The sequence below is a fragment of the Bradyrhizobium sp. AZCC 1719 genome (assembly GCF_036924525.1).
Taxonomy (GTDB): Bacteria; Pseudomonadota; Alphaproteobacteria; order Rhizobiales; family Xanthobacteraceae; genus Bradyrhizobium.
Genome location: NZ_JAZHRU010000001.1, coordinates 5,941,369 through 5,959,443 on the forward strand (window position 1 = coordinate 5,941,369; position 18,075 = coordinate 5,959,443).

Annotated in this window: 16 protein-coding genes; 13 read left to right on the forward strand and 3 right to left on the reverse strand. The window is 63.9% G+C overall.

The window, feature by feature from the left end:
- Window positions 1–41: 41 nt before the first annotated feature.
- Window positions 42–1,277 (forward strand): alanine racemase, encoded by a 1,236-nt coding sequence (alr, locus tag V1292_RS28145; protein WP_334375844.1) that lies wholly within the window; start codon window positions 42–44, stop codon window positions 1,275–1,277.
- Between the two features lie 94 nt (window positions 1,278–1,371).
- On the opposite strand, the gene V1292_RS28150 is transcribed toward alr, so the two are convergent.
- Window positions 1,372–1,593 (reverse strand): cysteine rich repeat-containing protein, encoded by a 222-nt coding sequence (locus tag V1292_RS28150; RefSeq protein WP_334375845.1) that lies wholly within the window; start codon window positions 1,591–1,593, stop codon window positions 1,372–1,374.
- A 45-nt stretch (window positions 1,594–1,638) separates the two neighbouring features.
- On the opposite strand from V1292_RS28150, the gene V1292_RS28155 reads away from it, so the two are divergent.
- Complete coding sequence (locus V1292_RS28155) at window positions 1,639–2,406, forward strand: exodeoxyribonuclease III (RefSeq protein ID WP_334375846.1); 768 nt, start codon at window positions 1,639–1,641, stop codon at window positions 2,404–2,406.
- A 16-nt stretch (window positions 2,407–2,422) separates the two neighbouring features.
- Here V1292_RS28155 and V1292_RS28160 read toward each other — a convergent pair whose 3' ends face one another.
- Together V1292_RS28160 and V1292_RS28165 are read right to left on the reverse strand one after the other, a co-directional pair.
- Window positions 2,423–4,687 (reverse strand): spermidine synthase, encoded by a 2,265-nt coding sequence (locus V1292_RS28160; RefSeq protein WP_334375847.1) that lies wholly within the window; start codon window positions 4,685–4,687, stop codon window positions 2,423–2,425.
- 125 nt (window positions 4,688–4,812) lie between these two features.
- On the reverse strand, window positions 4,813–5,262 hold the full coding sequence (locus tag V1292_RS28165; protein WP_334375848.1) for a cupin domain-containing protein: 450 nt from the start codon (window positions 5,260–5,262) through the stop codon (window positions 4,813–4,815).
- A 346-nt stretch (window positions 5,263–5,608) separates the two neighbouring features.
- On the opposite strand from V1292_RS28165, the gene V1292_RS28170 reads away from it, so the two are divergent.
- The 11 genes from V1292_RS28170 (at window position 5,609) to purF (ending at window position 17,929) form a co-directional block, all read left to right on the forward strand.
- A complete protein-coding gene (locus V1292_RS28170; RefSeq protein ID WP_334375849.1) occupies window positions 5,609–6,343 on the forward strand; it encodes a sulfite exporter TauE/SafE family protein in 735 nt (244 codons plus the stop codon).
- 92 nt (window positions 6,344–6,435) lie between these two features.
- Complete coding sequence (locus V1292_RS28175) at window positions 6,436–7,830, forward strand: adenylate/guanylate cyclase domain-containing protein (protein WP_334377192.1); 1,395 nt, start codon at window positions 6,436–6,438, stop codon at window positions 7,828–7,830.
- A gap of 210 nt (window positions 7,831–8,040) precedes the next feature.
- Window positions 8,041–8,172 (forward strand): hypothetical protein, encoded by a 132-nt coding sequence (locus tag V1292_RS28180; protein ID WP_334375850.1) that lies wholly within the window; start codon window positions 8,041–8,043, stop codon window positions 8,170–8,172.
- Between the two features lie 678 nt (window positions 8,173–8,850).
- A complete protein-coding gene (locus tag V1292_RS28185) occupies window positions 8,851–10,254 on the forward strand; it encodes an efflux RND transporter periplasmic adaptor subunit (RefSeq protein WP_334375851.1) in 1,404 nt (467 codons plus the stop codon).
- A 10-nt stretch (window positions 10,255–10,264) separates the two neighbouring features.
- The gene (locus V1292_RS28190; RefSeq protein ID WP_334375852.1) at window positions 10,265–11,020 is read left to right on the forward strand and encodes an ABC transporter ATP-binding protein; all 756 of its coding nucleotides are present in this window, start codon (window positions 10,265–10,267) and stop codon (window positions 11,018–11,020) included.
- Window positions 11,017–12,249, forward strand: a complete 1,233-nt coding sequence (locus V1292_RS28195) for an ABC transporter permease (RefSeq protein ID WP_334375853.1) — start codon at window positions 11,017–11,019, stop codon at window positions 12,247–12,249. The genes V1292_RS28190 and V1292_RS28195 overlap by 4 nt, the downstream gene beginning before the upstream one ends.
- A 318-nt stretch (window positions 12,250–12,567) precedes the next feature.
- Complete coding sequence (locus V1292_RS28200) at window positions 12,568–13,197, forward strand: RNA polymerase sigma factor (RefSeq protein ID WP_334375854.1); 630 nt, start codon at window positions 12,568–12,570, stop codon at window positions 13,195–13,197.
- Window positions 13,194–13,997: an anti-sigma factor gene (locus V1292_RS28205; protein ID WP_334375855.1), complete on the forward strand. Its 804-nt coding sequence runs from the start codon at window positions 13,194–13,196 to the stop codon at window positions 13,995–13,997. The genes V1292_RS28200 and V1292_RS28205 overlap by 4 nt, the downstream gene beginning before the upstream one ends.
- A gap of 123 nt (window positions 13,998–14,120) precedes the next feature.
- The gene (gene radA / locus V1292_RS28210) at window positions 14,121–15,596 is read left to right on the forward strand and encodes a DNA repair protein RadA (RefSeq protein ID WP_334375856.1); all 1,476 of its coding nucleotides are present in this window, start codon (window positions 14,121–14,123) and stop codon (window positions 15,594–15,596) included.
- A 166-nt stretch (window positions 15,597–15,762) separates the two neighbouring features.
- Entirely contained in the window at window positions 15,763–16,392 is a 630-nt protein-coding gene (locus tag V1292_RS28215; RefSeq protein WP_057846388.1) for a CvpA family protein, read from the forward strand.
- Window positions 16,393–16,423: 31 nt separating this feature from the next.
- Window positions 16,424–17,929 (forward strand): amidophosphoribosyltransferase, encoded by a 1,506-nt coding sequence (gene purF, locus V1292_RS28220; protein ID WP_334377193.1) that lies wholly within the window; start codon window positions 16,424–16,426, stop codon window positions 17,927–17,929.
- Window positions 17,930–18,075 lie beyond the last annotated feature (146 nt).

The following is an 18,075-nucleotide window of genomic DNA, read 5'->3' on the forward strand; positions in this document are numbered from 1 at the left end:
GCGCAGTTGAACCGCGGCGTTCCGCCGCGTAGAACTGTGGCATGAACGTGGCCCCTGATCCCAAGTCCATCCCGCAAGGCACCCTGCTCTCGCCCGAGGCGAACAAGGCTGCCGCGCTCGCGACCGCAACCGGCGTGCTGACGGTCGATCTCGACGCCATTATCGCCAACTGGCGCAAGCTCGAGAAGACGGCCGTGCCGGCCGAATGCGCAGCCGTCGTCAAGGCAGACGGCTATGGCTGCGGCGCCGAACAGGTCTCGCGTGCCCTCGCGAGCGCCGGCTGCAAGACGTTCTTCGTCGCCACCCTCGACGAGGCCCGCGTGGTTCGCGCCGCGGCGCCTGCGGCCGCGATCTACGTGCTCGGCGGCTTCTTCCAGAACACCGGCGACGCCTACGCCAAGTTTGATTGCAAGCCCGTCATCGGCGACCTCAACGAACTCGCCGAATGGGACGTGTTCTGTCGCCGTTCCGGCTGGTCCGGCGGCGCCGCCATTCACATCGACACTGGCATGAACCGGCTCGGCCTCACCGTCACCGAGGCGCAGGGCATCATCCCGCGCATCAATGCCGGAGATCACGGCATCACGCTCGTGATGAGCCATCTCGCCTCCGCGGAAATGCTCAACAATCCCGCCAACGCCCGGCAGCTCGCGGCCTTCCGCGAGATCGCGAGCCTGTTCTCCGGCGTCCCGGCCTCGCTGGCAAACTCGTCCGGCATCTTCCTGGGCGCCCAGTTCCAGTTCGATCTGGTGCGGCCAGGCTGCGCCCTCTATGGCATCAACCCGACGCCCGAAGCCGACAACCCGATGCAGCCGGTCGTCGAGCTGAAGGCGCGCATCGTGCAGATCCGCAACGTCGAACGCGGCGATACCGTCGGCTATGGCGGCACCTGGACGGCGCGGCGTCCAACCAGAATAGCGGTCGTTTCCGCGGGCTATGCCGACGGCTATTTCCGCGCGGCCAGCGCCAATGACGGCACCCGAGGCGCCGAGGTGATAGTCGCCGGCAAGCGGTGCCCGATCGCAGGACGGATTTCGATGGACCTGACGGCGGTCGACGTCACCGATCTCGACAAGAATGCGGTGCGGCGCGGCCATTGGGCGACGCTGATGGGCGAAGGCATCACAGCCGACGAACTCGCCCATCATTTCGGCACCATCGGCTACGAAGTGCTGACCAGCCTCGGCAAGCGCTACGCGCGGGTTTACAAGGGCGGCAATGCCACTGCAGAGCCCTCTGCTCCGCCTCCAGCGGAGGTGGCCGCCACACCCACTTAAAGTCTTCGTTCCGAGTGTTCCTTCGCGGCGTTTCCTGTCGATGCCATCCGCGGCCTTTTTCAGGCGTCGCTGATCCGACCCGCGTTGCCCTGCCTCACTGTTTTTTCCGGCTAGCCAACACTTGCTTGCAGGCGTCGCTGAGTTGGTGTTGCTGCTTGTTCAGACATGCGACGACACGGCCACCGCCGGGCAGCGTGCCGGCGCAATATTTGTCATAGTCGGCCTTGCAGGCGCCGCGCCCATCGGCGGTTTGAGCAACTGCGGACCCTGAGCATCCGATGGCGAGCACGAGAAAGGCGAAGCGTAGTTTCGGCATGGATTCTCCAAGTGTCGGGCGCACAGTGATGCCAGCCAGCTCTACATGAAGATCGCGACCTTCAACATTAATAATGTCAACCGCCGCCTGCCGAACCTGCTGCGCTGGCTGCGCGCGGCGAAGCCCGACGTCGTTGCCTTGCAGGAATTGAAATCGACCGACGCCGAGTTCCCAATTCTGGCAATCGAGAAAGCCGGCTACGGCGCGGTGTGGCGCGGGCAAAAAACGTGGAATGGCGTCGCCATCCTGGCGCGGAATGCCGAGCCGGTATTGACCCGGACCGCGCTCCCCGGCGATGGGGATGTCGAGGCCCGCTATATTGAAGCCGCAATTAACGGCATCCTCGTCACCAGCATCTATCTCCCGAACGGCAATCCGCAGCCGGGACCCAAATTCGATTACAAGCTCGACTGGTTCAAACGACTGCGGTCCCACGCCGGCAAGCTGCTAAAGCAGGACATCCCCGTGGTGCTGGCCGGCGATTACAACGTCGCGCCGACCGAGTTCGACATCTACCCGACAAAGTCCTGGGACAAGGACGCGCTGATCCAGCCGAAGAGCCGCGCCGCGTTCAAGGCGCTGGTGGATCAAGGCTGGACCGACGCGATCCGGACGCTTTATCCGTCTAAACCGATGTTCACGTTCTGGGACTACAAGCGCAACCGCTGGCCACGCGATGCCGGGCTGCGGCTCGATCATCTGTTGCTCAGCCCCGCCATTGCGCCGCGCCTGATCAAGGCCGGCGTCGATCGAAAGATCCGTGGGGAAGAAGGCGCCAGCGATCATGCGCCGGCGTGGATCGTGCTGCGCTAGCGCGGCCGCAGGTCGCCTACCCGCCAAACTTCTTGCGCAACATGATGCCGAGAATGTTGGAATAGTCGTCGGTCCATAGCGCACTTGTCTGGTCAGGGGGTAAGGGCGTCCAGCTACCCGCGACACGTCCGGTATCGCCGGCGTCGCGCGCCATCACGACGACCCGGGCATTGGCCGCGAACGTCGTCATGAAATCTCCAGCGCGGTCATCCTCGCGAAGAAAGCTAACCAGCCCCTGGGACCGGGCGACATTGGCCACCACTGGCGCGAGATCGAGGTGGCGGTTGGAAATATGCGCGATGATCACGCCGCGGCCGGAAAGCTTCGAGAGATAACCTGCGAGCGCCTCGCGCGTCAGCAGATGCACCGGAATGCTGTCAGACGAAAAGGCGTCCAGAACGATCAAGTCATAGCGATCGGGTGACGCTTCCAGCGTCAGGCGCGCATCTCCGGCAACGACGGGTGCGTCCGGCGCGCATTTCGACAGGAACGTGAAGAGATTTGGATCCCGTGCCATGCGGATAACTTCCGGATCGATCTCGAAGAACGCCCAGCGCTCTCCGGCCTTGCGGTGGCAGGCCAACGATCCCGTGCCGAGCCCGACGATGGCGACGTGCTCGAAGCCGTCATGGGCGGCGCGCGCGGCTCGGATCGCGTCGGCCAACGCGCCCTCCGGATAATAATAGGTCAATGGCGTGGGCGCCCCGTCGACTGCCGCGCCATCCTCGTTGCGCAATCGTTGAGCGCCATGGATTGTGGTGCCATGATAGAGGGCGCGCGCCTTGCCGTCGGCGATTTCGGCTACCCTGTGAACGCCGAAGAAACTGCGCGCCGTCTCAATCGGCGCAATTCCCGGCCGCCAAAAAGCGGTAACGGCAAAACTCAGGACGACAAGCCCGAAGAGGCGCATCGGCTGCTGCCGTTGAAACAGCATCGCTGCCGCCATTAGCGCGAGCAGGACTTGAAATGGCAATTCCAGGGTCGCAGGCAGTTGTACGGCGGTGAGGCACGAGACGGCCGCCAGGACCGCGCTCAGCAGCAACCACGGCCAAAGTTCAGCCACCGCCTTGCTGATACTGCTCGTGAAGACGCCAGGCATGCACAACAGCGCCAGCGCAATCAGGATTGGGTACTCATAGTTGCCGCTGAATATCTGGGGCGCCAGCAGGCCCGCAAACACTCCACCGATGACGCCGCCGAACGAGGTGCAAAGGTAAAATTCTGTCAACCGTTGCGGGGCCGGACGCCGCGCGTAGAGCTCGCCGTGGCACGTCAGCGTCAGCAGTGCGAACGCGACGAGATTGAGGATGATCAGCGTCACCCAGAACACCTTATCGCCGCCGATCAGGCTCACGGCAAGCGGCGCCACTGCGAACGGAACGAGCCAGACGACATTGGCATGCGCGATCCACGGCCTTTCGCGGAACACGGCGACGAAAGTGAGCAGGTAGATCGCCAGCGGGACCACCCACAGGAACGGAGCGGCGGCGATGTCGGTCGTCAGATATGCGGTGACGGCGATGACGAGGCCGGAAGGCACCGCGGCCAGAGCGGCCCAACGCACTCGTTCGCCAGCGCTCGCGCAACCTTCATCAAGCGGACCGGCCTGCGCGTCGACCGCCGCCGCACGCGAAGCAAACAAGCCGGCGATAACCAAGAGCACGGCAAACAGTGCAAATCCGACGGACCAGGCCGTGGTCTGCGTCTTCAGCGTCAGGATCGGCTCGATAATAGCGGGATAGGCGAACAGCGCGGCAAACGAGCCGAGATTGGACGCTGCGTAAAGAACGTAGGGGTTGCTCGCCTGCCTGTGCTCGCTTGCAGCAAACCAGCTTTGCAGCAGCGGCGCACTGGCCGATAGCGTAAAGAACGGAAGCCCGATCGAGACCGCAAACAATCCGAACAGCCACAGCGCCGTTCCATCCGATGGCGGAGCTATCCAACCTGGCGCGACGGCGATCGGCAGGTTCGTCGCCGTTATCCCGACCAGCAGCAGATGGACCATCGCCGCCCGGCCGGGCCGCAGCAGGCGGTTCAGGAAATGGGCGTAGGCATATCCCGCCAGCAGCACGGTTTGAAAGAACACCATCGCAACCGACCACACGGCCGGCGCGCCGCCGAGCTTGGGCAGCACCATCTTTGCAAACATCGGCTGGATCGAGAAGAGAAGCAGCGCCGAGACGAACAGCGTCAGCCCGTAGAGCAACGGCATCAGCCGGACGCTAGTAGCCTGCGGATCGACGGCAGACGATACTCGGTCCGAAGCTTGGAAGAGCGACATCGATATCTCCGGCACCGGCAATTGCCTGCACGGTATCGAGCCGCCCCTAAACAAGGCTTAAAAGATGGCAAGGAATGGCGGACGCCATGGTAAATGTCGCCTTGATCCGGGCAGGATGGCCCCGCTCAGCCCTTTCGCGTGTGACCCCACGCCGCGTCCCAGTCTTCGCCCGCAGCATCGATGACGCGGCCATCGGCCTCGAAGAACTTGTTCGGCACCTGGAAGATTGCGAGCATCAGCCCGCCTTGTGGACACCACGCGACGTGGCGGCTACCCTCTTCGCGCCAGATGAACTCGCCGGCCTTGCATTCGATGCCCTGCGCCGGACCTTCCTTGTCGACGAGCGAGCCTTCGAGGACGTAGGTCTGCTCGATGTTGACGTGTTCGTGGTCGGGGAGCACCGCACCCGGCGCGAACCGCATCAGCGCGGTCATCAGGCCGGTCTTGCGATCGAACAGCAGCGTCTTTGCCTCGCAGCCGGGAAAGCGGGTCTTCTGCCATTCCATGCTGTCGGGTCGAACCAGATGGGAATGCGTGTCTGCAGTCTGCGTATTTGCCGGCGTCGCAGCGTCCATGGCGATCCTCCGTTCTGCATGTTTTGGCGCGATCCTAGCAGCTTTGCCTCTCGCCGCCAGCCGGCAGGTGTGCGCTGCGGCGTCCTTGTCCGCACCTGCGGCCGTCTTCGAGCGCGCCCAACCGGATATGAAAGACAGCCAATCAAAGACATTCCAGCTCAAGGGATTTGACGTCCCGATTGAGCTTTACGTCGCCTAGCGTGTGAGTGAGCTGGCGGCTCTGCTGTCATCGCATAGCAGCTTCCCTTCGGCACGATCGGCTCCCTTCCGAGTGATATTTAGGCCTCGTAACCCGAGGCTGCCGGCACCATGATGTCGGCATCAGGGAATCGCGAAAGACTGCAGCGTGGGCTTCCTTTTTGTCCTCATTGTCGGCCTGCTCGCCGGCACCATCTCAGGCATTGTCGGCACCGGCTCGTCGATCATGCTGATGCCGGTGTTGGTCTATCAATACGGGCCGAAAGAAGCGGTGCCGATCATGGCGGTCGCGGCGGTGATGGCGAACCTGTCGCGCATTCTCGCCTGGTGGCGCGAGGTCGACTGGCGCGCCTGCATCGCCTATTCGGTTACGGGCATCCCGGCCGCAGCCCTCGGCGCGCGGACGTTGCTCGCCCTGCCCTCACATGCCGTCGACATCGCGATCGGCCTGTTTCTCATCGCGATGGTGCCGGTTCGGCATTGGCTGGCCCGACATCAGCTAAAGGCACGCCTCTGGCATCTGGCGGTCGGCGGCGCCGTTATCGGCTTTCTCACCGGCATCGTGGTTTCGACCGGACCGCTCAGCGTGCCGCTGTTTCTGTTTTACGGACTGACGAAAGGTGCCTTCCTCGCCACCGAGGCCGCAAGCTCGCTCGGGCTCTATCTGAGCAAGTCGGTCACGTTCGAACGCTTCGGCGCGCTGACGCCGGATATTGCGCTGAAGGGCCTGATTGCGGGCTCCTCCCTCATGTTTGGCGCCTTCATCGCCAAAGGCTTCGTGCTGCGTCTTCAGCCCGATGTCTTTCGGCTGTTGATGGACGGCATCATGCTGGCCGCCGGTCTCACCCTGCTGTGGACGGCAATGCGCTCCGCATCCATGTAGCCGTTGGCCTTCAGGCGTGCCAATTTGGTCGGTAATCAGCGTGCACCTTGCGCGATCTGATTCTCGACATGGGAGAATGTGTCTTGAGTGTGATGACGGAAACGGCTGATCTCGCCGATGTCGGCGACCAACGAACCGGACGAACCGAAGCTCGACAAGACACCCTGAAATTTGCGGAAGCCGCCCTTGTCGAGAGCAAGCGTGAAGGCCTGCTGCTCGCCGTCCGGGCGCGCTGGGTCGCGCTGGCCGTCACTGCCGTTACCCTACCGATCATCAACCCGAACTGGGACGTGGTCTATTACGTGCTGATGCTGGGCTTATTTGCCCTGATCGGCTGGGCTCAGCTCAAAGTCGGCAAGGTCGGACGTTCCCCGCTAGAGGTTTTCCTGATCATTTGCGACCTCGCGCTGCTGACCTTCCTCAGCGTTGTTCCCAATCCATGGAGCACCGAGCACTGGCCAATCGGAATGCAATTCCGGTTCGACAGTTTCATCTACTTCTTCATCTTCCTTGCCACCGCCACCCTCGCCTATTCGTGGCGAACGGTTGTCGCGATGGGCGGATGGACCACTGCCCTGTGGGCCATTGCCGTCGGTTGGGCCTATCTGCAGCCCGAAACCCATGCCGCGCTGTCACAGCGCGTCAGGGAAGCTGTTGGCGCAGATATCCGCATGTTCGAGATCATCGATCCTTCGTCGATCGGCTTCGGCGCCCGTTTCCAGGAAGTGACGGTGTTCATCATCGTGGCCGCGATCCTGGCGTTGGCGGTACGCCGTTCGAATGCGCTTCTGATCAGCCACGCCGGGATCGAACGCGAGCGCGCCAATTTGGCGCGTTATTTTTCACCAAATGTCGTCAATGAACTCTCCGGCAACGACGAGCCGCTCACGCGGGTTCGCACGCAAGACGTCGCGGTGTTGTTCGCCGATATCGTGGGATTCACCGCCTACGCCGATGGACGAGACCCGAAAGAGGTCATCGACACGCTGCGGCAATTCCATGAACAAATGGAAAGACAAGTGTTCCAGCACGGCGGAACACTCGACAAATACCTCGGCGATGGCTTGATGGCGACGTTCGGCACGCCGTTCGCCGGCGATTCCGACGCGCTGAACGCCTTGCGTTGCGCGCGGGGAATGATCGTCTCGATCGCTGAGCTGAACAGAGAACGGAAGGGCCGCAACGAGCCGCCGATCCAGGTCAGCGTCGGCTTGCACTATGGCCAGGTCGTGCTGGGAGATATCGGCCTCAACCGGCTCGAATTCGCCGTGATCGGCACCACCGTGAACGCGGCGAGCCGCCTCGAGGCCCTCACCCGCGAATTCGGATGCGCCATCGTCGTCAGCGACGACCTGGTGCGCCAGGCCCGCTCGGAATCGAACCATTCGAGCGCCGACTTCGCGTCGCTTGTCGAGCGGCCCGCGCAGATCATTCGTGGTCTCGAGCAACCGGTGGGCATCTGGACGTGTGCCGACGTCACCTCATGATGCCTTGAAGCGCGCGATACAAGAGAACACCGAGCGCGAAAAGGTGCAGGCGCAGATCACCGTCACCAGGCGACCGCAGCCAGCTCACAAATGCGCGAGGCCCGCATCCGAACCGTACGCTGAATTCGTACTGGCAGACAGGAGCGACAATCACGCCGCTCCGATGACAGCAACCTACGTCGCTCGCATGAGCGAAAACAGGAGAGCATCATGCCGGATAAGTTCCGCATTGCACTCGCCGTGACTACCTTGGCGCTGGCGACCGTGTCGGCCGTCGATAGCGCGTCGGCGGGCATTAACTGGAGCTGGTTCGCAGTGCCTCTGTATGGCATACCGTACTGAGCGCTTGCAGCGAGACGCAGAGGCCGCCCGCCGCCGGGCGACCTCTGCAGGTTTCGCCAGGCGCGACCATCGCGAAGCTTGCGGCCGGACGAAGCCGTCGCGACGCCGTTCCAAAAATAGCAGCAATGGTGCGCGTGGTTACCGCGGCGAGGCGATCTTGCGTAGATCATGATGCGATTACATGGAATCGCATCATGATCTCATCGCATTGTTCGAGCATGATCTCCGCGCAAACGCTTCGCGTTTGTTAGCCAAGGGAAAACCGGTTTCCATTTTCCGGATCATGCTCTACCGCGCAACCAGCTCACGAATGCGCGAGGCCTGCATCCGAACCGTACCCTGAATTCGTACCGGCAGACAGGAGCGACAATCACGCCGCTCCGATGACAGCAACCTAACGTCGCTCACATGAGCGAAAACAGGAGAGCATCATGCCGGATAAGTTCCGCATTGCACTCGCCGTGGCCGTCCTGGCTCTGGCGACCGTGTCCGCCATCGATAGCGCGTCGGCGCACTGGTTTAGCTGGAGGGCAGTGCCTCTGTATTACATACCGCTCTGATTGCTTGCAGCAAGACGCAGAGGCCGTCCGCCGGCCGGCCTCTGCCGCCGTCGCCAAGCGCGCGTCCCATCACGCGTCACGCGTCACTCAACTGGAGCAATGGAGGGGATCGTCACAGATGCGCCGCCTGCTGATCACTCTGCTTGCCATCGCCGCTGCCACCGCGGGCACATTCCATTTCTTTCCGCACTGGAGCGGTGCGCCGGCCCAGCCGTCCTACCGACTCGCCAAGGCAAACGAAGGCGAAATCGTTGCCACGGTGAACGCGAGCGGCACCATCAATCCGACCACGACAGTCATCGTCGGCTCGCAGCTTTCGGGCCGGGTCGTCGAGCTCCTTGCCGACTACAATTCCAATGTGAAGGCAGGGCAAGTGGTAGCGCGGCTCAATTCGGACCAGATCCTCGCCAAGCTCGATGCGGCGCGCGCCGATCTCGAGCAGGCCCGCGCCAAGAAGCTGGTGCAGAAAGCGCAGATCGAGCGCGTGCGCGCGGACACGGAAAAGGCCCGAGCTGCCGAGGCAGAGATCGAAGCGCAGATCGCCCGCAACGGAGCGCTGCTCGCCGACGCCGAGCGCACTTACCAGCGCCAGAGCGAGCTGCGCGCGCGCGGCGTCTCCGCCGAGGCAACGCACGATGCGGCCCGGACGACACGCGATGCCCAGCGTGCGAGCCTCGACTCGGTGAAAGCGCAGCTCAAATCCGCCAAGGCGCAGCTCGTTGGCCTCGAGGCCGATCAGCGCGTGGCAGAGGCGCAGCTTGCAGCCGCGGCCGCGCAGGTCGCCGCGCGCGAGGCCACGGTCAGACAGATCGAGGTCGATCTCCGGAACACGGACATCCGCTCGCCGGTCTCCGGCGTCGTGGTTCAGCGTCAAGTCGAGCTTGGTCAGACGGTCGCGGCCGCGCTGCAGTCGCCGACCTTGTTCCTGGTAGCGGACGATCTTCGCCAAATGGAGATATCCGCCAATATAGACGAGGCCGACGTCGGCCGTATCAAGTCGGGCCAGCGCGCGACGTTCACGGTGGGCGCCTTTCCCGGGCGAACCTTCGAGGGAAGCGTCAAGCAGGTGCGGTTGGGGTCGCAGACCATACAGAACGTGGTGATCTACACGGCAATCGTCTCGATCGAGAATCCGCGTCTCGAGCTGCTGCCGGGAATGACCGCCACGCTGCGGATCGAAACCGACCGGCGCGACGGGGCCGTGCAGGTCCCGAGTGCCGCCTTGCGCTGGCGCCCCCCGCCGACCAGCGACGTTTCCGGCGCACAGGTTTCGCAGTCACAAGGAAGCAATCTTTCCGGCGAGCCGAATGCCGCCCTCGTCGAACGCAATCGGGCCACGCAGCCTGGGCGTGTCTTCGTGGTCGGGCCGGACGGCAAGCCGCAAGGGGTCACGGTCCGCATCGGCGCAACCGAAGGAGCCGCAACCGAGATCGTATCGGGCCTCGAGCCCGGCCGCGAGGTGATCATCGGCGGCGGACCGCGCACCGCCGAGGCGAAGACCACGCCACCCGGCAGCTTGTAGAGAGGACCCCATGTTCCTCATCGAGACCGAGCAGCTCACCCGCGTCTATCGGCTCGGCGACGAAGCCGTGCATGCGCTGCGCGAGGTGACGCTTTCGGTCGCGGCCGGCGAATTCACCGCCATCATGGGGCCGTCGGGCTCGGGAAAGTCAACATTCATGAACGTGATCGGCTGCCTCGACCGGCCGACCTCCGGCCGCTACCGCCTCGGCGGCGAGGAAGTGTCGGCGATGAGTCGCGATGCGCTCGCCGCCGTGCGCAACCGCAAGATCGGCTTCGTGTTTCAGCAGTTCAACCTGCTCGAGCGTCTTGATGCGCTTGGAAACGTGGAACTGGCGACGATTTACGCCGGGGAGGAGCGCAGGCGACGACGCGACAAAGCCGCGGCCGCACTCACCCGCGTTGGCCTCGCCGAGCGCCTGCATCATCAGCCGACACAGCTCTCGGGGGGCCAGCAACAGCGCGTCGCCATCGCCCGCGCACTCGTCAACACACCAAGGCTATTGCTCGCCGATGAGCCGACCGGTGCGCTCGACAGCCGCACCTCGCTCGAGCTGATGGCGCTGTTCCAGGAGCTGAACAATGAAGGAACGACCGTTGTCGTCGTCACCCACGAACCCGAGGTGGCGCGGTTTGCATCGCGCCTCGTGCGTTTCCGCGACGGTTGCGTACTGAGTGACATACTACAGCCCCCGGACGACGCTGCCGCCGAGCTGGTCGCAAGCCCGGTCGAGATCATGCCAGACTTCGTGGAGACGGCAGCATGACGTTTGCTGATGCAGGCATCTCTGCGTTCGACGCGCTGCGGCTGCACAAGCTGCGCAGCTCCCTGACGATACTTGGCATCATCATCGGCGTTGCAGCCGTGATAGCGATGGTGGCGGTTGGCAGCGGTGGACGCGAGCAGGTCGCGGCGCAGTTCCGCAGCCTCGGCACCAACCTGCTCGTGGTCATGCCGGGTAGCATCACCAAATTCGGCGTGGGCCTCGGCTCGGGCTCCGCTTCCTCATTGACCGACGAGGATGCAGCGGCGGCCGTGCGGGAAGTGCCGTTGCTGCAGGTAGCCGCGCCATTCATTCGCGAAAATGCCCAACTGATCGCTGCCGGCGTCAACTGGTCGAGTCTGGTCTACGGCGTCGATCTTGGCCTGTTCGAGGCGCGAGAATGGGACGTCGAATCGGGTCGACTGTTCGCGCCGGACGAGATCGCCCGCGGGGCGCAGGTGGCGTTGATTGGGCAGTCCGTGGCGCGCGCGCTCTATGGCGGGCTCGATCCGGTCGGGCAGGAGTTGCGGGTGCGCAACGTGCCGTTCCGCGTGATCGGCGTGATGGCAAGAAAGGGCCAATCCGCCTGGGGCCACGACCAGGATGATGTCGTGCTCCTGCCGCTCAACACGGCGCGCCAGCGGGTGATCGGCCGTAATGCAGCCAATTCGCGCTCGGTCGACTCTTTCTATCTCAAAGTGCGCGAGGGGGAGAGCCTCGCCGCGGCGGAGAGCGACGTGAAGATGCTGCTACGCCAGCGTCACCGTCTGCAGCCGATGCAGGACGACGACTTCACGGTCCGCAACCTCGCCGACATTGCGGCGACGCAGGAGGAAAGCGTGGGCACGCTTGCCTTGCTGCTCGCGATCGTCGCCGGGGTCTCGCTCGCGGTGGGCGGCATTGGCATCATGAACATCATGCTGGTGTCGGTGACCGAGCGCACGCGCGAGATCGGGCTGCGGCTCGCGATCGGCGCGCGTCCACGTGATATCCTGAAACAATTCTTGTTCGAGGCAATCGCGTTGTCGCTCATTGGCGGCGCCATCGGCATTCTGACCGGGATCCTCGCCGCCTGCGCAATCGCGAGCCTAGCCCAGTGGCCTCTGCTGATTGAGCCGGAATGGATCGTGCTCGCAGTGCTGTTTTCCGGATTCGTCGGCGTGTTCTTCGGCTGGTTTCCGGCGCTGCGCGCGTCGCGGCTCGATCCGATCGAAGCGTTGCGGCACGCGTGATTGCCGAGCCAGCCTCGTGCTGTCCGATAGTTTGGAGATGCGCGGGCCCAACTTTCACGCACGTCCGTGGAACCTGTCACGCACCTCCGTGGAACCGCGTCGTGTACGATCAACTTGTTGGCTTAAGTGTCCGTCGAGTTGGTGCTAAGGTTAAAGGCGATGAGAGCAGGCGCGCTCGCTACCTTACTGTCGACTTCGCACCGTACCCGCGCAGTCGTTGCCGATCGCCCGCTGCGGGCGCGGTGCGGTCTGGCGACAAGGGCGAGCAAGCAGATGCCGTCGCATGTGACTTCGCGCAGAAGAATCCGACGAGCCGAAATGCCGGAAATCAAGACGGTCAGCTTCGTGCCGAGCTCTGATGAGCGGGTGATCAGCCGATCCATCCGACCGGCAGCCCCAGATGCGGAGACGACGCAGAGTCCCGAGACCCTGCTGCAGGCCTGTGCCAGCGGCGATCAGACTGCGCTGCACAGCCTCTATAAGGGAACGGCACCGCAACTATTCGGACTCGCTCTGCGTATTCTCAGGAGTCGCGAAACGGCCGAGGAAATCATACAGGATTGCTTTGTTCTCGTTTGGCGCAATGCGCACACTTTCGATCCCAGTCGCGGTGCTGCGATGGCCTGGCTCGCCCGCATCGTCCGGAACCGGTGCATCGATGTCATACGACGGCGCGGGCGCGAGGCACCACTCGATGATGCACCGATTGAGGACCACGAGGACCCGGCATCGCGTCCGGCCGATCAGGCGGTGCTTAGTCGCGATGCCCGCCGCCTGCAGGACTGCCTTGACAAACTCGAGGAGGGGCCGCGCAATACACTCAAGCTGATATATTATGAGGGGATGACGTACCAGGAGGTGGCAGCCCATGTGGGCGTGCCACTCGGCACCGTGAAGAGTTGGGTTCGGCGAAGCCTGATCCGGCTCAGGGGGTGTTTGGAGCGATGAACTACGTCGATCCGGAAACGCGTGACCTTCTGGCGGCCGAATACGTACTCGGCACGCTGAGCGGCGCCGAGCGCCGCCGTTTCGAACGGCTGTTGTCCGGCGACCGCGACCTGCGCGATCTCGTGGAACGCTGGGAGCAGAGGCTCAATCCCCTCGCCGAATCGGTCCCGGCCGAGGAGCCGCCTGCGCATGTCTGGAACGAGATTGCCCGGCAGATCGCGCTGGCACGTGCACCGGCAGCACCGGTACGCGAAGGCTGGTTCGATCGGCTGTGGGACAGCGTCGGCTTCTGGCGTAGCGCGACGGCCCTGGCCGCGGCCACGGCGGCGGCCTTACTCCTCTACGTCGTTTCGCTCCCGCAGAGTGTTGCGCCGGAGCAGATTGCGGCGCTCGACGAGCGGCTTGCACGCATCGAGGACACAACGAAGGGCCTGGTGACCTCGCCACCCACGCACGTGGCAGTGCTGCTCGACAAGGATCAGCGTCCGATGATGACGGCGGATCTCGACGTTGCCGACGGACGTCTGGTGCTGCGGCTCAACCTCACGCCGCCCCGTGATTTCAACCGCAATGTGCTTGAGGTCTGGCTGGTGTCCCCGGATGGCACGCGCCGCTCGCTTGGCCTTTTCCCGAGCGAGCGCCCCGGCACAACGACGGCTCTCGTGCTGCCGCACGCCACTGCCGAAGCGCTGGCCCAAGCGGCGCTCGCCGTCACCCTGGAGCCAAGGGGCGGCTCGACGACAGGGCAGCCGTCAGGTCCGGTCCTGTTCAACGGCTCGCTCATGCCTGTCGCTCTATGACAAGGCAGTCCCACCGAAGCACGCTTTAAGGTCGGCGTCGCCGCGATCGATGCTGCGCGTTCGTGCTTCCGGGCCTAACCGTGTTATGCACGGTGCTCGACAGGAAGCAGCGACTCACATTCGATGGCCAAATCCACCCTCTCCTTCGTCTGCCAGAACTGCGGGGCGGCGTATAATCGCTGGCAGGGCAAATGCGATTCCTGCGGCGAGTGGAACACGCTTGCCGAGGAAGACACGACCGGCGCGACCTCGATGCCGGTCTCGGTCCGCTCCCGGCGCAAGGGCCGAACGTTTGCGCTGGAATCGCTGACAGGAAAAAGCAACGACGCCCCCCGCTTGCCTTCCGGGATGACTGAGCTCGATCGTGTCACCGGCGGCGGCTTTGTCCGCGGCTCGGTGCTGTTGGTCGGCGGCGATCCCGGCATCGGAAAATCAACACTGCTCACGCAGGCCACCAGCATGCTGGCGCGTGCGGGCCATCGCGCGGTCTATATTTCGGGCGAAGAGGCCGTGGCGCAGGTGCGGCTGCGTGCCGAGCGGCTCGGATTGGCGGACGCGCCGGTGCAGCTCGCCGCCGAAACCTCGGTGGAAGATATCGTCTCGACCCTGTCAGAAGGTGCGGTGCCACGCCTGATCGTGATCGATTCGATCCAGACCATGTGGACCGACACGGTAGAGTCGGCGCCGGGAACGGTGACGCAGGTCCGAGCCTCGGCGCAGGCGCTCATTCGTTTCGCCAAGAAAACCGGTGCTGCGATCATTCTGGTCGGGCACGTCACCAAAGATGGCCAGATCGCAGGCCCCCGCGTGGTCGAGCACATGGTCGACGCGGTACTGTCGTTCGAGGGCGAAGGCTCGCAACATTTCCGCATTTTGCGCGCGATGAAGAATCGTTTTGGCCCGACCGATGAAATCGGCGTGTTCGAGATGACGGGGCTAGGCCTTCGCGAGGTCTCCAACCCTTCGGAATTGTTCCTCTCGGAACGCGATCTGGGCAGCCCGGGAACCGCAGTTTTCGCCGGGATCGAAGGTACCCGCCCAGTGCTGGTGGAATTGCAGGCATTGGTCGCGCCGACCACGCTCGGCACCCCCCGGCGGGCCGTGGTGGGTTGGGATCCGAGCCGGCTGTCGATGGTGTTGGCGGTGCTGGAGGCCCATTGCGGGGTCAAACTGTCCGGCTACGACGTCTATCTGAACGTGGCGGGAGGCCTGCGGATCCAGGAGCCCGCGGCCGACCTCGCGGCGGCCGCCGCCCTGGTGTCCTCGTTGGTGAACGCGCCGTTACCGACAGACGCGGTCTATTTCGGCGAGATTTCGCTCTCGGGCGCGGTCCGGCCGGTGGCGCAGACCGCCGCCCGATTGAAGGAGGCCGCGAAACTGGGCTTTGGCCGCGCCGTTCTGCCCGAATCGGCGCGCGGCGAGGTCGGCGGCGATGGCGGGCTTGCGCTGAACAGCATCGGCGGACTAACCAGCCTGGTGGCCGAAATCGCGGCGCGCGGCAGCCCAAGAAACACCGGGGGCGGCAACCGCGACACCAGTCGCGAGGGTGCGGCAGAGAAAAATGCCACACCAGCGCGATTCCGTCGTGAAAACAGCTAAAGCGGCGTGACGCGCCCGCCCCTCGCCGCTATACAACGCGCGCGAAAGGCGGGCGGGATGGCACGATATCCGGCCTTGCGGGATACGCCGTCTGCCCCTCACTTGGGGGTGACCCTGAGCCGCCGATTCGCTGCCTAAAGGACTTACGAGCGGACCTGACCAGCCGATGCCGATAACGATACTCGATCTCGTCCTGCTCGGAGTGATGCTGATTTCGGGGCTGCTCGCCATGGTGCGCGGCTTCATGCGCGAGATCCTGTCGATCGCGGCCTGGGGCGCGGCGGCGCTGGTGACGCTGTATGCCTTCTCGAAGCTGCTGCCGACCGCCAAGGCCTATTTCAACAATGATACCGTGGCAGCCGTGGCGGTGGTGGCCGGCACCTTCATCGGCACACTGATCGTGGTCTCCGTGATCACGGTGCGGATTTCGGATATGATCCTGGATTCCCGGATCGGCGCGCTGGATCGCACGCTTGGATTCCTGTTTGGGTTGGGTCGCGGCCTTTTGATCGTGGTGGTCGCCTTCCTGTTCTTTAGCTGGCTGGTCCCGGACAAGCAGCGGCCGGACTGGATCACCGGTGCAAAATCGCGGGTAGTGCTGCAGGGAACCGGGGATTGGTTAATGTCGCTCTTGCCGGACGACCCCGAGAACACCATTTTAAAGAGATTCAAGAAGAATAAACCGGAAGACGATCAAACTGACGCCGACCAGGCAGCCCCTGCGTCCGGCGATGGCTACAGCAAACCTGCCCGCGACAGCCTTAAAAAGCTGATCGAAAAACCCGCGGGCCGCTAATTCTAGCCAAAATAGAGAGGCGATGGACGCGATGCAAAACCCTTCCGATCCCGCCGGGCAACTCGATCTAAACCGTGGCATCGAGTTGCAGGACGATCTCGAAGGCGACACGTTGCGCGAGGAGTGCGGCGTGTTCGGCATCTTCGGCCACCCCGAGGCCGCTGCCGTCACCGCGCTCGGGCTGCACGCTTTGCAGCACCGCGGCCAGGAGGCCGCCGGCATCGTCTCCTTCGACGGCTCGCGGTTTCACTCGGAGAAGCGGGTCGGCCTGGTCGGCGACACCTTCTCCCGCCGCGAGGTGATCGAGCGCCTCCCTGGCAACCTCGCGGTCGGCCATGTGCGCTATTCCACGACCGGCGCCAACATCCTGCGCAACGTGCAGCCGCTGTTCGCCGAACTCAATGCCGGCGGTTTCGCGGTCGGCCACAACGGCAACCTCACCAACGGGCTGAGCCTGCGCCGCGAACTGGTGCGCAACGGCGCCATGATGCAATCCACCAACGACACCGAAGTGATCCTGCATCTGGTGGCGCAGTCGAAGCGCGGCCGCTTCATCGATCGCTTCATCGAAGCACTGCGCACGATCGAGGGCGCCTATTCGCTGGTGTCGATGACCAACAAGAAGCTGGTCGGCGCGCGCGATCCGCTCGGCATCCGTCCGCTGGTACTCGGCGATCTCGAAGGCTGTCCGATCCTGACCTCGGAAACCTGCGCGCTCGATATGATCGGCGCCAAATATGTCCGCGACGTCGAGCCCGGCGAGATCGTCGTGTTCGACGAGGAAGGCGCCCACAGCCACAAGCCGTTTCCGCCGAAACCGCCGCGGCCCTGCATCTTCGAATACATCTACTTCTCACGGCCGGATTCGATCGTCGGCGGCCGTTCGGTCTATGAGGTCCGAAAGGCCTTCGGCGCGCAGCTCGCCCGCGAAAGCCATGTCGAGGTCGACGTCGTGGTGCCGGTGCCGGATTCCGGCGTGCCGGCGGCGGTCGGCTACAGCCAGCATTCCGGCGTGCCGTTCGAACTCGGCATCATCCGCAACCACTATGTCGGCCGCACCTTCATCCAGCCGACGCAGAGCGTGCGCGAGCTCGGCGTGCGCATGAAGCACTCGGCCAATCGCGCCGCGATCGAAGGCAAGCGGATCATCCTGATCGACGATTCACTGGTGCGCGGCACCACGTCGAAGAAGATCGTGCGCATGATGCGCGACGCCGGTGCGCGCGAGGTCCATTTCCGGCTCGCTTCGCCGCCGATCCTCTATCCCGACTATTACGGCATCGACCTGCCGGACCGCGGCGGACTTCTTGCGGCCACCCATTCGCTGGAAGAGATGCGCGACATCATCGGCGCGGATTCGCTGGCGTTCCTGTCGATCGACGGCCTGTACCGCGCGATGGGCGAACCGGGGCGCGACCCCGCCAATCCGAAATTCTCCGACCATTGCTTCACGGGTGCCTATCCGACGCACCTTACTGACCAGACTCAGGTCGAACCGCAGCCGCGCCAGCTCTCGCTCTTGGCGGAAGCGAGCTGAGAACACTCAACGGTGTCGTTCCTGCGAAAGCAGGGACTCATAACCACAGGCCTTCGTTTTTGCGGATGCCATCAGTTATTGACACCTCCTTACCTCATGAGCGCCGCGGCGTATGGGTTCCTGCTTTCGCGGGGACGACGATGATC